Origin of the sequence: Alkalihalobacillus sp. CinArs1 (assembly GCF_947387515.1) — a bacterium.
Lineage (GTDB): Bacteria > Bacillota > Bacilli > Bacillales > Guptibacillaceae > Guptibacillus.
In genome coordinates this window covers 104,960-119,080 of the sequence record NZ_CANDOB010000003.1, presented here as the reverse complement: position 1 = coordinate 119,080, position 14,121 = coordinate 104,960, and the positions used below count along the sequence as shown (strand labels likewise).

The 14,121-nt window shown below is 39.5% G+C and carries 12 protein-coding genes; 2 read left to right on the top strand and 10 right to left on the bottom strand.

Annotated features, from left to right (window positions below; genetic code table 11):
- Positions 1-162: 162 nt before the first annotated feature.
- Positions 163-1,419: a threonine ammonia-lyase IlvA gene (gene ilvA / locus PFZ69_RS16375; RefSeq protein ID WP_270182175.1), complete on the bottom strand. Its 1,257-nt coding sequence runs from the start codon at positions 1,417-1,419 to the stop codon at positions 163-165.
- 169 nt (positions 1,420-1,588) lie between these two features.
- Here ilvA and PFZ69_RS16370 point away from each other — a divergent pair, with 169 nt between their 5' ends.
- Entirely contained in the window at positions 1,589-2,239 is a 651-nt protein-coding gene (locus tag PFZ69_RS16370; RefSeq protein ID WP_270182174.1) for an MtnX-like HAD-IB family phosphatase, read from the top strand.
- Positions 2,240-2,335: 96 nt separating this feature from the next.
- Here the strand turns inward: PFZ69_RS16370 and kynA are convergent, their stop codons facing one another.
- The 6 genes from kynA to PFZ69_RS16340 form a co-directional block, all read right to left on the bottom strand.
- On the bottom strand, positions 2,336-3,175 hold the full coding sequence (gene kynA, locus PFZ69_RS16365) for a tryptophan 2,3-dioxygenase (protein WP_270182173.1): 840 nt from the start codon (positions 3,173-3,175) through the stop codon (positions 2,336-2,338).
- Positions 3,176-3,304: 129 nt separating this feature from the next.
- The gene (locus PFZ69_RS16360; RefSeq protein ID WP_270182172.1) at positions 3,305-3,679 is read right to left on the bottom strand and encodes a nuclear transport factor 2 family protein; all 375 of its coding nucleotides are present in this window, start codon (positions 3,677-3,679) and stop codon (positions 3,305-3,307) included.
- 123 nt (positions 3,680-3,802) lie between these two features.
- A complete protein-coding gene (locus PFZ69_RS16355) occupies positions 3,803-5,191 on the bottom strand; it encodes a bifunctional metallophosphatase/5'-nucleotidase (RefSeq protein ID WP_270182171.1) in 1,389 nt (462 codons plus the stop codon).
- Positions 5,192-5,329: 138 nt separating this feature from the next.
- Positions 5,330-6,517, bottom strand: coding sequence for an MFS transporter (locus PFZ69_RS16350; RefSeq protein WP_270182170.1), 1,188 nt, complete (start codon positions 6,515-6,517; stop codon positions 5,330-5,332).
- Positions 6,518-6,608: 91 nt separating this feature from the next.
- Complete coding sequence (locus tag PFZ69_RS16345) at positions 6,609-8,840, bottom strand: AAA domain-containing protein (protein ID WP_270182169.1); 2,232 nt, start codon at positions 8,838-8,840, stop codon at positions 6,609-6,611.
- Between the two features lie 73 nt (positions 8,841-8,913).
- Positions 8,914-9,783: a LysR family transcriptional regulator gene (locus tag PFZ69_RS16340; protein WP_270182168.1), complete on the bottom strand. Its 870-nt coding sequence runs from the start codon at positions 9,781-9,783 to the stop codon at positions 8,914-8,916.
- 106 nt (positions 9,784-9,889) lie between these two features.
- Here PFZ69_RS16340 and PFZ69_RS16335 point away from each other — a divergent pair, with 106 nt between their 5' ends.
- On the top strand, positions 9,890-10,921 hold the full coding sequence (locus tag PFZ69_RS16335) for a YeiH family protein (RefSeq protein WP_270182167.1): 1,032 nt from the start codon (positions 9,890-9,892) through the stop codon (positions 10,919-10,921).
- Positions 10,922-10,970: 49 nt separating this feature from the next.
- On the opposite strand, the gene dacB is transcribed toward PFZ69_RS16335, so the two are convergent.
- From dacB to PFZ69_RS16320, 3 genes are all read right to left on the bottom strand, one after another.
- Positions 10,971-12,452 (bottom strand): D-alanyl-D-alanine carboxypeptidase/D-alanyl-D-alanine endopeptidase, encoded by a 1,482-nt coding sequence (gene dacB / locus PFZ69_RS16330; protein ID WP_270182166.1) that lies wholly within the window; start codon positions 12,450-12,452, stop codon positions 10,971-10,973.
- A gap of 136 nt (positions 12,453-12,588) precedes the next feature.
- The gene (locus PFZ69_RS16325; protein ID WP_270182165.1) at positions 12,589-12,729 is read right to left on the bottom strand and encodes a hypothetical protein; all 141 of its coding nucleotides are present in this window, start codon (positions 12,727-12,729) and stop codon (positions 12,589-12,591) included.
- Between the two features lie 159 nt (positions 12,730-12,888).
- On the bottom strand, positions 12,889-14,064 hold the full coding sequence (locus tag PFZ69_RS16320; RefSeq protein ID WP_270182164.1) for an acyl-CoA dehydrogenase family protein: 1,176 nt from the start codon (positions 14,062-14,064) through the stop codon (positions 12,889-12,891).
- Positions 14,065-14,121: the final 57 nt, after the last annotated feature.

Genomic DNA, 14,121 nt, shown 5'->3' with positions numbered 1-14,121 from the left:
TCCTCTTCTAGATTGGTACGTCCTCTTTTTCAAGAAAACCAACCCTTATCATAACAGATATCCTAGGAAAAGTGGTGATTAACTCTCGTTGGTATACCGTAATTTTCTGGTAGATAAGAATCGAAACGATTGTTACCAGAAAAAAACGCCTGACTAGGCGTTTTAAATCAAAAGGTTAAATAAATCCTGATCTTTATTGATCTCAATATAAGAGAAGCCGCTCATCTCCATTCGTTCAATTAAAGGGTGATAATCTTCCACTTTGTTCAATTCGATACCGACTAGAACGGGACCTTTATCTCTATTATTTTTCTTTGTGTATTCAAAACGTGTGATATCATCGGTAGGTCCGAGTACATCGGCCATGAATTCTTTTAGAGCTCCAGCACGCTGAGGGAAATGAACAATAAAATAATGCTTTAATCCTTCATAGATCAATGAGCGTTCCTGGATTTCTTGCATACGATTGATATCATTATTCCCTCCGCTAATGATACAAACAACATTCTTCCCTTTAATTTGATCTTGATAAAACTCCAAAGCAGCGATCGAGAGTGCTCCAGCTGGCTCAGCGACAATCGCATTTTGATTGTACAACTCAAGGATGGTCGTGCATATTTTCCCCTCTGGTACAAGGATGACGTCATCTAAAAGCTGTTTGCAAATCTCAAGTGTCAGTTTCCCTACTTGTTTCACTGCAGCACCATCGACGAATTTGTTGATGTATTCAAGAGGAACCATTTCATTACGATCGATGGAACTCTTCATTCCAGGAGCTCCTTCTGGTTCAACACCGATCACTTTCGTCTCTGGGTTAATACTCTTTACGAATGAACCGACACCAGATGCAAGTCCTCCTCCACCGATAGGAGCCATCACAACATCAACATGGTCAAGATCGTTCATGATTTCAAGTCCAACTGTTCCTTGACCTGCAATCGTATGATAATCATCGAATGGATGGATGAAGGTCTTCTCTTCATGATTGCAGAAATCAATCGCTGTTTTGAACGAATCATCGAACGTATCTCCAGTTAGGATGACCTCAACTGAAGAGCCACCGAATAGTTCAACTTGTGATACCTTTTGTCTAGGAGTCGTAGCCGGCATAAAAATATGCCCTTGAATGCCAAGTGTTTTACATGAATACGCCACGCCTTGAGCGTGGTTTCCTGCACTCGCGCATACGATACCGCGTGCTTTTTCCTCGTTGCTTAGCCCATGAATGCGGTTATAAGCACCTCGAATCTTAAATGACCTAACGTTTTGTAGGTCTTCCCTTTTTAAGTATATGTTGCATTGATAACGCTCTGATAGGATTTCATTGCGTTGAAGTGGTGTTCTTTCTGCTACGTCCTTCAACACCTGATTTGCGATAATGATATCTTCTACTTGTACTTTGCTAATTGTTTTACTCATTCTCGCTCTCCCTTTATTTAATAAGAATAATCTAACTTTTTAGAAATCATTTTAACATAGTTTAGCACAGTTTTACGTTATTGAATAAAAGAGTTTTATTTCTTTTCATCCTCATGTCGTGCTACAATTCGTTCAAGAGAAACTGAGGTACGTTAGGGAGGGAACGAGAATGGCTAAATGGGCGTTTGTATCAGATTTTGATGGTACCATTTCAAAAAAAGATTTTTACTGGTTCATAATAGAAAACTATTTTCCTGAAGGAAGAGCACTATATAAAGAGTGGAAATCTGAGAAGTTACGAGATATTGAATTTCTTAGCAAAGTCTTCAAATCAATAAACAAAGAAGAAGCACAGATTATCGAGGACATCAAAGCGCTGCCGATCGATCCTCATGTCCCAGACTTTATTAAGGCCGTTCAGCAAAATGGTGGCGACTTCTTTATCCTAAGCGCAGGAACGGATTACTACATCAATCACTTGCTTCGTCACTATGGGATTAACGATGTTGAGGTCTTCTCAAACACGGGCTACTTTAAGGATAATAATGTCCACCTTTCAATCGATTCCACTCATCGACACTTCTCAAAAAGATATGGCATCGATAAATCACTCGTGATTAAAGAATTGAAAGAACGCTATGAAGTCGTGTATTTTGCTGGTGATAGTGAGCCTGATTCACATGGTGCTAAGGAAGCAGACTTAACGTTTGCTAAAGATGTTCTTCAAGACATCCTGAAAGATTTTAATGTAGCATACATTCCTGTGGATTCATTCATCGACATTGAAGATGAGCTGAAAAGCAGAAGTGTATTAAAATGAACGTCGCTTCACCCTTCTGAAATGTATAAAAAGACTGTCGGAAATGTTTCCGACAGTCTTTCTGCTACCTTGTTTAGTTAACATAATAAAATTATATTAAATCTCTGTACGGATATCCCACAGTTCTGGAAAAAATCGGTGATCGAGAACTTTTTTTAAGTATCCAACTCCCGAAGAGCCTCCGGTTCCTTTTTTAAACCCTATTATTCTTTCAACAGTTTTCATATGTCTAAACCGCCATTGTTGCAGCCAATCTTCAATATCTACTAGTTTTTCAGCAAGTTCGTAGAGATCCCAATATTGATCAGTATTCTTATAAACAGTGAGCCACGCGTTTTTGACAGATTCATTGCCTTCGTATGTGTTTGTTACGTCTCTCTCAAGCACTTCTTTGTCGATCGTAATTCCTGCACGATCAAGTGCTCGAATAGCAGCATCATAAATGCTTCTTTCACTGAATGCTTCCTTTAATTTTTTGTGGAGCGATTGATCTTTTTCATAAATTTTCAGAACGTGAGGTGTTTTGTACCCAAGTGCAAATTCGATCATCCGATACTGGTAGGATTGAAAACCCGATGCTTGCCCTAATGAATCTCGAAATTCCATATATTCTGACGGAGTGAGTGTAGACAACACATCCCACGCTTGTATGATCTGTGTTTGGGTTTTTGACACTCTAGCAAGCATTTTAAAAGCTGTAGATAGTTCGTCAGTTTCTATGGCTTTGATAGCCCCTTTTAACTCATGCAAAATCAGCTTCATCCACAGTTCGCTCACCTGGTGTATCACGATGAACAACATCTCATCATGGTGATCCGAAAGACGATTTTGACCGGAGAGTATTTTATCAAGACTTAAATACTCACCGTAGGTCATGTTTTCTGTGAAATCAGTGTGGACCGATGACTCTGTAGGATCAATGTGTTTTTTATCCAAGTAATAACCTCCTGACTGAATTTGAAAGCGTATTCAATTGTAAGCAAGTTTAGATGCAGCCCTCTTGCAAAATTATATCATTCTACCCTTTAATGTGAATCCGGATTTACCAAAGAAAATGAAAAAGCATCAGGTTTCACTGATGCCCTTAGCTTTTGTTCCTTGATGAAAAAATAATTGCCATGCTCCCCTGCTCTGTTTCCAAATTGAGCTTCTTAGGCTTCTAGATTCACTCTCTTTTCTTGTCAATGTGTACGTAATCAGGATAACGTCATCTGATAATTTCACTACGTTTGAGTGCGTCATAATTAATTCCGATGGTTGCTCTTCTACTAACCCTTTTAGAATATCAGCCTTACTCAATCTTACTCCAGAACTACCAAACTCTTCAAATTCATCTGCGATTAGTTTGTCTAAGGCTTTCTTAGACTTTCTGATTTGTGGCAGTAACAATTTATTCTCAAGTTCAGTAATTAAAACTTCTATTTTTTTCTCTGTTTTCATTGATTTTTTAACCACCTTATGGGTTTTTAAATAACTAGTAACTTTATATTTTATTATCAATACGGTAATTGAAATTTTAGAATAATGCATTAATTTTAAAGGGAGGTTATCCCTCCCCCTTTATTATGATAAAACGTTACTAACGTCTTTCCACCGTGTATCGTATGCTTGTACAACAAAGTCATTTTTCTTTGCGTATTCTCTAATCACGTCTTTTATCTCATCGGGTTGATACGTGAAATTCCGGTTATTAGCTAATGCGGGATAACCTGATCCTCTCAGTAAGTAATCGGATGAAGCTATGCTATACCATCTTTCTTCGTCTATTGGCTCTCCGTTAATTGTAATCGAATTGACCTCTGTACCATCATATTCGATTTCTGCCCCGGAAACATGCAACCTTCCAACATATTTACCTCTGAATCCTGGTCCCCTTCCGTCAGCCATACAAACGGAACTGTCGAGAGAATGCTCAAACGCTTCTTTCAAATACTTCCCCTGTATTTCGAAATAAGTAGGGTTTAAAGGAGATGGACAGATTTCAATCAACTTCTTCTCAGAAACAAATTGAATGATTCCTGCATTCGCTATTCCGCTGTTGATTAAACCGATCTCACATTTAAATCGATCTCTTAATCCATCCGCAATCAAATTAGATAGTGGGTTCTCTTCCAAGATATCATGCCAGAGCGGCTTTTCCACTGTGTACAGAGGTGTGCTTAAATTCTTAACAGCCTCTTCTTTACTACTTTCTAAAATACGTACGATTTCTTCATCTTGTTGTGCTTTGGAGGTAGAGATTGTTGAAGAAGCTAATAGTTCGATGCCTTCTTCAGCTATTTCTAATTCTACAATCCCAATATATTCACCATAGTTACCTGCTGAATTAATAATCGTACCATTCACAACTCTTGCCTGGTCATATAAAACGTGATCATGAGCGGATAGAATAAGGTCGATCCCATCGATGGCTTCAGCGAGTTCAATATCCGCTTCAGTTCCAACATGATTTAAAACAATGCATAGATCATACTTTCCCTGATGTTTGTTCATCTCATCTTTAATCGCCTGCTTGAAGTCTGAAATTGTAAAACCCATCAGTTCATTAAATTCTTGAAGATCAGGGGAAGCACCCGTTATTAAAATGTTAATCTCATTATGTTGTATAATTACGCTACTTCTAACACCTTGGATCGGTTCTCCGGTGACTTTACGTAAATTGCAGCTAATAAAAGGGAGAGAACTGTTTGTTGCCATATGTTCAAGTGTTTCGATTCCGTTGAACAATTCATTATTACCGATCGTGATAGCAGAATACCCTACACTTTCGAGTAGCTTGACCGCTGCTAATCCTCTTGTCCCCTGTAGTTCTATACTTTTAAAATCAGCAAAGTCTCCACCATCCAGTAATATGGTGTTTTCATCCATGTAATGTCTAATCAATGAAGCCGCTTTAACGAAATTTTCAAAATGGCTATGTACATCGTTTGTGTGTATAATGTTTACCTTCATGAATGCCTCCAATAGTATGTAAAAAACACTTATTTTCTTCCAATAGTACGTATTCTTAACTAACGGATAAAGTCCTGCTCTTACTTACAATTTTCTTATTATAGGATAAAGAAAAAACCCCGCATAAAATGCGAGGTTTTATTTCATCTGTACTGCTTCATGTTGATGATGTGATGCTTGGCGCTTCACGTATACCACATAAATAACCATCGCAATTGCAACAGACGTAGCAGATGCTAAGTAAATATCTGAATAACTAAACGTAGAAGCGATTAAGCCGAATAATATTGCTCCTAAACCAACACCTAGGTCAAAAAATGAAAAGAACGTAGCGTTTGCCATCCCTTTTCGATTTAATGGAGCTTCTTGAACAGCCCATGCTTGAAGAGCTGGTAACACCGTGCCAAAACCTGTTCCAAACAATACTGCTGCGAGTAAAAGCATAAATTCATTACTTAACAAGGTCAAATCGATCATCGCAAAAAAGACGAGCATAGTCCCCGGAATAAATACAGCTTTATGCCCTTTACGATCATATATTTTTCCAGCGAACGTTCTGACGATCATTAGTGAAAAGGCAAATACAACAAAATACAGTTCGATGCCTTCTATGTTTAAGCTTGTCGTATACAAAGGTAAGAATGTAGCGATACCTCCGAATACCATCGTTATGAAAAACAAAAGAATCGAAGGCATAAGAGCTGTTTTTTCAAAGAGATCCCACTTTTTTCTTTTAACGATCGTTTTTTCTCTAGGTTTGTAGTGGATGGTCGCTGCAATAAGAAATGCAGCTAAACCACCGCCGGCTGCAATCATAAACAAACCAGAAAAATTGATAAAAGGGATAAGAAAAAGTCCAAGAGCAGGCCCAAATGCCATCGCTAAGTTACCGGCAAGTCCAAAATACCCCATTCCTTCTCCTCTTCGCTTAGGTGGGATTAAATCTGTAGCGATCGTTCCAACTGCTGTAGTAGACATTCCCCACCCTAACCCTTGGACGATACGCATCAAAAACAGTAAGGCTAGACTTCCAGTGAAAGCATAGGAACCAACAGAAACGACAAAAACAAAAAGACCGATTAAGTAAACGAACCTTCTCCCTAAAGACTCTAACATATGACCACTCCATGGCCTTATAAGAAGTGCAGAGAGTGTAAAGACTCCGACTACGAGTCCTATAAGCTGATCACTTCCTCCTAGATCATTCACAAAAAGAGGAAGCGTTGGTAAGGTCATTTGAAAACCAGCAAAAATAAAAAAATTAGAAAAACATATAAAGATAAAGTCTTTAGTCCATATCTTTTCTTCTGCGTGCGGCCGACTCATCAAATTCCTTCTTTCTCATTTCATTATTGTCTACATCATACCTCATTAAAAGCTTCGACTCCCGAAATATGCTCATAAAAAAAGTGTAGCTCTATGAGCGTGAGCTATCACTTAACAAGACTTGATTAAGAAACTCTCGTATGACTTTGGGAGATTCTAACCTAGCCGCTACGGCTGGTGGGAGCGTTCCTCTCATCCCTTCAAAAGGCGTACCGATCCACATTCTTTCACGGTCGGTCACCACAAACGGGAAGGACACGGTACAATTTATGTACTCTTTGTCTTCTACTCCCTCAATCTTTGAACTTGAGATGATCGTGACGTTGTCTTCTAGTTGGTTGATTACTCGTTTCCACTCTTTGTTTAGTTTCGTACCATACGGAATGGAGATGAGAACTTCACCTGCTGATTTCATTTCTTTAAATAATTGCTCTGTTTTAATCGCATGGAACCACGTTAATTTAGGGTGTGGATGTTTAATCCAACTACCAATTTGTGATGGACTCACTAATTCTCCTCGATCGATTTGGTGAAAAACAAGTTTTCGCAGTGTTTTTGTTGACGATAGCTTCTTTTGAATAAAATCAACATTTGAGACGTGAATAAACTTACCTTTTGTTCTCGTCATCGCAACATTTATGAGTCTTTCACTATTCGCACCTGTAATTAACATACCAGCTCGATCTTCAGGATCACCATCAACCGTATCAAATACCATCATATCTTTTTCGCTTCCTTGAAAACGATGCACAGTTGCTGCTAACAAATCTAGGTTATCTACTTCTAATAAATCTTCTATTAAAAAGTTCATTAAATTTGCCTGAGCTCTGTATGGGGTGACGTAACCGATCGATGTCATTCCGTCTTTGATTGCTTCATAGATTGCTTGAAACGATAACAATAGCTGCCAAATGTTCATTCTTGATTTCGATGAATGACCAATAAAACAAAACTGACCTGTATTGCTTGTATCGAGTAGAACAGAGGGTTGGTCTTTAAAAGGGTGCTTCCTAGCAATCTCTGCTCTCGACGAACGTGTGGAGGGATGGTCCTTTACAAGGGAATGGTAGATGTGATGATTTGTAAAGGATGATATCGCTGGATGGGTTCGTCGTTGTTCATTCAACAGGAATAAGTTTGGGTGGATGCTAGATTCATCGACGCCTCTAACAATTCCTGAACAATAAAAGATGTCTTCACGTAACCACTTTGTTATCAAAGAACTTCTTCCTGAAGCAATTGGGGGAAGTTGTTTAAAATCACCGCAAATAATTACTTTTTTACCAAGAGAAGCGGCAAATGCCGCCTGTGGCACATAAGCCATGCTTGCCTCATCAACAATCACTAGGTCAAAGCGTTTCCTATAGATCGTTTCATCAATGGCAGCTCTCGAAAGTGTTGTACCAACAACTGCTGCCTCTTTTACAAATTTTGCTTCTTTTACACGTATCTTTTCGAGTACGTTTGCGAGTTTTGATTCGAGCCTTACTAACTCCTCTGAATCACGTCGACTGAAAGATTTCGATAAATCCTGCTTTAAGTTCTTACGCTCTTCAACTAGTCGTTCTTTTTCTCCTGCTAAACCAGGGTGTTTCTCCAGTAAGAGTTGGTCCGTAAATATGGGAAGATGAGAGCTGATATTTCGTTGCGATCCATACCTCATAATTTTGCCTTCTTCAAACTTGTCCTTAGTATCTGTGAACTGAACCGTTTCTTTCATAAGAACATCTACAGCTTGATTACTATGTGACAGAATAAGAACCCTTGCCCCTTTAAAATAATGGTTAGCTGCGGTTCTGGCTAATTTATGCGTTTTTCCTGTCCCAGGAGGTCCCCACACATACGTCACCGGGTTGTATTTCGAGCGTAAAATCAGCTCGTGAAGGCTGTTCTTTACTTTGTTCTCTGGGTGTTTGGTCGTTTTAGAAGGGTTCATCAATCTCTTGACTCGTTCTGATCTTACTTTACTCTCTTTGATTTCATCCAACCTTAGGATCAATTCCTCTAACAACTCCCAAGGGTCGTGGAACAACCTTGCTTCTTTAATGACGGTTCCAAAGCCGCCCTCTAGTTTTACGATCACGTTACTGCCTTCTGAAGACAAGATCCGTCCTTCTCTTTTAATATCTTTTATTTCTAACCGAACTTTAGAACCCGTTGGTATTTGAACGCTACTAGTCGTCTCAAAATAATATCTGTATTCTCCATTATTACTCGATAACAGTTGCCCATTAATGATCCGGTGTGGTTTACTTCCAAATTTCTTTAAATAGAGGATCTCTGATTGCAGTGCTTTCTGCCATTCTTCAAATATCTGTTTCATCTTACATCTCTTCCTTTTCAAAAGCCTTAATGGCCTTTAACACTATATCACGGACTGTTCATTCTCTCTACCACTAGTTCGTGTGATTTTTTACACGTTGGAGAAAAACTTCTAGCGCTTTTGTTTGGAATGGTGATCTCATGACGATTGAGAACATTCGTTTATATAGAAAACCTGGCAGCTCCACCACCGCTAATGTCCCAAGTTTTAGTTCTTTTCGTATCGCCCATCTCGAAAGAAAGCTTATGCCGATGCCTGCTTCAACAGACTCCTTTATTAGCTGAGTACTTCCGAATTCCATTTTGTTTGAAGGAGATAGATCTAACTGATGCCACATGTTTTCAGTCGCTTCTCTTGTACCAGACCCACTTTCACGGACAATCCATGTTTCTGATGATAAGGTGTTTAATTCCCCTGTTACTAGGGGATGATTTGGCTCAGAGACGATGACCATTTCATCTTCCGTAAAATTTGTTACCGAGAGTTCTTTTAACGGATGATCTCCCTCAATAATGCCTACATCCAACTGATGTGAGTAAACTAAATCTCCTATCTCTTTCGAATTTCCAATCGTTACGGTTGGAGATATTAAAGGGTATTTTTGATGAATATGTGCTAACACGTGAGGAAGTACATATTCCCCGTACGTATAACTCGCTCCGATACTGATTTTCCCACTTGTTTGATTCGTAAGTTCATCGATTAGATCAGTCATTTTAGAATATACGTTCAATAATTCCTTCGCATGATGATAGACGATTTCACCAGCTCTGTTTAACGACATCGTTCGATTATCCCGTTCAAGTAGCCTCGTGCCAAGCTTCTGTTCAAGATTCTTTATGTATTGACTAACTGCAGGTTGCGTCATATGTAAATCGTTTGCAGCTTTAGAGAAATTTTTGTTCTCTACGACCGAAACAAACACTTTTAATTGCTGATCCATTTTTATACCCCCATTATAAGTAATAACGTATATACATCATTATAATTATTTATTTCACTTATAACAAATGACGTTATAAAATGGAAGAGGAATGGAGAGTGCGGTTATGAACATAAATACAATGAAACATGAGGCACAGCTGTCACATAGAACACGCTGGTTTGCCGGAATACTATTTACTTTTGTTATAGCGACGCTAGGGTATTTTCTAGCAAAATTACCAGGGTTCCAACTAACCGGTCAGCTTGCATCTGCAATATTTATCGCCATTGTTTATCGACAAGTAGCAGGCTATCCAGAACTATTTCGTGAAGGCATAACGTTTTCATCAAAAAAGATTCTGCGATTTGCCATCGTTCTTTATGGCATCAAACTTAACGTGGGTTTTATTGTACATGATGGCTTATCGATCATCTTGATGGGAGTAGGAGTTATTCTGTTTTCATTTATAGCAAGCCACTGGCTATCAAAGCTATTGAAAGCGGATCGTTCGATAACAACATTGCTCGCTGCTGGAACTGGTATATGTGGAGCAGCTGCGATTGCAGCTGTTGCACCGATATTCCGATCAAAGGATGAAGATACCGCAATTGGTGTAGGAATCATCGCTTTGTTCGGAACGATCTTCTCGGTGGGATATACAGTGATTCGTCCTTTACTTTCGTTTAGCCCGAGTGAATATGGTGTATGGGCAGGTATTTCTCTTCATGAGGTAGCGCATGTTGCTCTTGCCGCTGCCCCTGCTGGAGAAGAAGCTTTAGCGATGGCACTTCTCGCAAAGTTGGGCCGTGTATTCTTACTGGTCCCCGTCTGCTTGATCCTTATCTATTTGATCAGTAGAAAACGAGATAAGGGAGAGTCAAGTACGATTCCTTTTCCATGGTTTTTAGTTGGGTTTGTGGTGATGAGCCTCGTGGGTACGTATGTATTAGGTCCAGTCGTTCCATTTACTGAAGATGCCATGCAGATGGTAAACACGGTAACAACCTGGTGTCTAACAGCTGCGATGGTTGGTCTGGGGTTAAATGTAAGCTTGAAAGATTTAAAAACAAAAGCATTAAGACCGGTCTTCGTCCTTTTGATCGTGTCGACTAGTTTATCAACACTCACATATGTACTTGTAAAGGTCATTTATTAATTCGACCATATTGAAAAGAGGCAACGTCATAGACGATGCCTCTTCTTGTTTACTGGAAATCATACTCTGCGAACGCAATTGCAATTTGATTTTCGATATCTTCAATTTTGTCTTCATCTAAAAATTGATTGATGATGATTGAGAAAACAAGCGGCTCATTCTTCATCACATAACCCGATAAAGAAGATACACCTTGTAATGTACCTGTTTTAGCGATTACGATGTTTTCAGCTGCTGTGTCATTCATACGGTTTCTCAGCGTTCCACCAACTAATCTACCACTCGCTCCAGCGATCGGTAATGACTTTAAATAATAGTCAAACCATTCCTTAGACTGTAGCTTGTAGAGTAATAGACTAAGCTGATTCGGCTGCACCAACGTAACGTGAGATATTCCTGACCCGTCACGAAGTAACATCTCTTCAGGGTTTAGACCTTCTTCAGTGAGGTATTCATTCACAACCTCTAGTCCTGCTTCCCAACTTCCCTCGTGTTTCGTTAACTTACCCATCTCTTTGACTAAAATCTCCCCATGCCCATTGTTGCTTAGTTTCATAAAAGGAATGAGTAATTCATGAAGTGGCATCGATTTTTTTTCGATCAAACCATTCATTTCTTTAGGCGCCTTCCCGACGCTTATGTCTCCCTCAATCGCTATACCAACATCCTTTAGCAATCGTTCAAACAAGTGAAGTGCATAGGCTGCAGGGTTTGAAACAGAGATCCAACTTTTTTCTAATGAGTCGTTCAGTGAAATGACACCTTCGATGGTAATGATATTCGTGCCATGTTTACGGTTTATCGTTAAATCCGTTTCTACATCTTGGCTAGTTGTCGTCGCCGTATTTTGAACCAATACGTAATCGGTATCAGGAGAAGTTCGTACTATAGCTCGCTCCCCTTCCTTACTACCCGGATAAACTTCTATAATAATCGTACCTGCGTCATAATCGGTATTCGGAGATAAGGTTAACGCAGAAACTTGTGAACCATAATACTCACTTTCATCCGTCCAAATCATATCTTCAGAAAGCTTTGTGGAATCGTACCAAGATTCGTCTCCAATAAGGTTTCCTTCGATACTCTTAATTCCCTTTTCTCTTATCGTTCTCGCAAAATGTTGATAATCTTCTAGTAGTAATGTTGGGTCTCCCTTTCCGATAAGAAAAAGGTCACCCTTTAACGTATTCCCTTTTATCGTTCCATTCGTAGCGATTTCTGTCGAAAATTGATAATCATGACCAAGTGTTTCTAGCGATGCTGCTGCTGTAATCAATTTCATGTTCGAAGCAGGAGTTAGCCTCGTGTCTCCATGATGATCGAAAAGTAATTCTCCTGAATTCGCTGATCGCACGCTTATGCCTGCAATCGATCCTTTGAGCCCTTCATCTGAAAGAATCGTATTGAGGCTTGTTGATAAATCTTGTTTCTTTTCTGCTTCAGATTGATTTCCTTTGCCGAATGATAGATTAGAGAGTAACAGTATTGCACTAAGCATGATGCCAACGCCCACCTTAATCGAAAATTTCAATAATTGATCTCTCCCCTATATTCTTTGTTAATTTTCAGATTACCTTCTTATGATGGAAAATAAAAAATGGAGTCATAGCGATTTATTCACGTCGCTTGACTCCATTACAAATTATATATAGTTAGAATGAACGTTATCATTTAGTATGTTTCAGCTCCTGTTCTGGCTTCATTCGTGACACTTTTTCTTCTTTCTTATACTCTTCTTGCATCTGAAGTCCCCAGCCGTCAGGAAAAAGCAAGCTTCCGCTCAGCGATACGGTCCTTCTTTCACGCATTTTCTCATCTCCTTTTCGATTATTTGTATAGTATTTCGTCAACCGAATGTTTTTTTCCTCTTTATAAGTCAAAAATATATCTTTTTACCTAAAACCTTGTCTAAAGTACTATACCGCTGGTGAAGTTTGACTATTTATCAATAAAAAAGCCAGGAACCATTAAGGCTCCTGGGGATCTTCCAATGCTTTCTTTGCTAGTAGGGAAATGACGGCATCATCCATCGGTGGATTGTGAAGCCCTGCCCGAACATCGCGATAATAACGTTGCATCGGGTTATCATTAAATAAACCTCTAGCTCCTACGATTCTCATTGCAAGATCCACAACATTAGCCGCTCCGTTTGTTGCGACATGTTTAACTGCTGCAAGCTCTTCACCCATGTTCTTTCGCTTTTCTGGCTCAGTCACCCATCTAAAAGCTATACTATACATCATCTCTCTCGCTCTTAAGAGTTCTAACTCCATTTCCCCTATTTTACGTTGTACTTCAGCGACATCTTTTATTGGACCAGGTAAGCTGTTAGGACTGTAAACAGTCGCGAATTTCACCGCATAATTTCTTGCAGCGATTGCAACCCCTAGATAGCATGCGGGTATATGGAGTAACCACGCTTTTGGTAGCTTCATTCCCTTAGAGTTTAGCGAATCTTCGATGAGTGCATCGTTAGGTAATTGAACGTTTGTTAACACAAGATCATCGCTTCTTGTCCCTCTCATCGACATGGTATTCCATTTTTCTTCAATGGTAATTCCGTCTGACTTCACGTTTACTAGAAAGAAACCTTTATTCCCGGAATCATTGATCTCAGCGGATACTAGAGCGTAATCAAGAGCTGGTGCCATCGAAGTGAAGCTTTTTCTTCCACTAATGGTCCATCCGTTTTCATGTTCGATGGCTTTCGTTTCGGGCATTCCCCCTCGTGTAGGACTACCGCTCGCAGGCTCTGTAGCCGCTCTATTCAACAACGCTTGTTCATTGACCACCAAATTAGCCATACGTTCAAACAACTCGTCAGACCATTCTTGGTCATCAACCATCTCGAGCATGATACCAAGATGCCAACCGACCGATAAAGCGGTGGAAGCATCACCTGATGCAATTCTTTCTTGTAACATGACAAACTCATATAGATCGATCCCTTTTCCCCCGAACTTTTCCGGGACGGTAAGAGAAGTATATCCTTTTTCTTTCATGGCCTTAAAATTCTCAAAAGGAAAGCGACCTTCTTCGTCTATATCATTCGCATTTTCCGAAAACGTATCAGCTAGATCGTCTGCGAGTTCTAACAGGTTTCGTTGACGCTGGTTTTTTACATATGGGTCATATAAATGCATGTCACTGCCTTCCTTTCCAATCCGTTCTTCCCATCATCATACAACAACGAAGAACAT

Coding starts and splice junctions, on each gene's coding strand:
- ilvA (WP_270182175.1), bottom strand. CDS start 1,419: ATGAGTAAAACAATTAGCAAAGTACAAGTAGAAGATATCATTATCGCA.
- PFZ69_RS16370 (WP_270182174.1), top strand. CDS start 1,589: ATGGCTAAATGGGCGTTTGTATCAGATTTTGATGGTACCATTTCAAAA.
- PFZ69_RS16360 (WP_270182172.1), bottom strand. CDS start 3,679: ATGAAAACAGAGAAAAAAATAGAAGTTTTAATTACTGAACTTGAGAAT.
- PFZ69_RS16355 (WP_270182171.1), bottom strand. CDS start 5,191: ATGAAGGTAAACATTATACACACAAACGATGTACATAGCCATTTTGAA.
- PFZ69_RS16350 (WP_270182170.1), bottom strand. CDS start 6,517: ATGAGTCGGCCGCACGCAGAAGAAAAGATATGGACTAAAGACTTTATC.
- PFZ69_RS16345 (WP_270182169.1), bottom strand. CDS start 8,840: ATGAAACAGATATTTGAAGAATGGCAGAAAGCACTGCAATCAGAGATC.
- PFZ69_RS16340 (WP_270182168.1), bottom strand. CDS start 9,783: ATGGATCAGCAATTAAAAGTGTTTGTTTCGGTCGTAGAGAACAAAAAT.
- PFZ69_RS16335 (WP_270182167.1), top strand. CDS start 9,890: ATGAACATAAATACAATGAAACATGAGGCACAGCTGTCACATAGAACA.
- PFZ69_RS16325 (WP_270182165.1), bottom strand. CDS start 12,729: ATGCGTGAAAGAAGGACCGTATCGCTGAGCGGAAGCTTGCTTTTTCCT.
- PFZ69_RS16320 (WP_270182164.1), bottom strand. CDS start 14,064: ATGCATTTATATGACCCATATGTAAAAAACCAGCGTCAACGAAACCTG.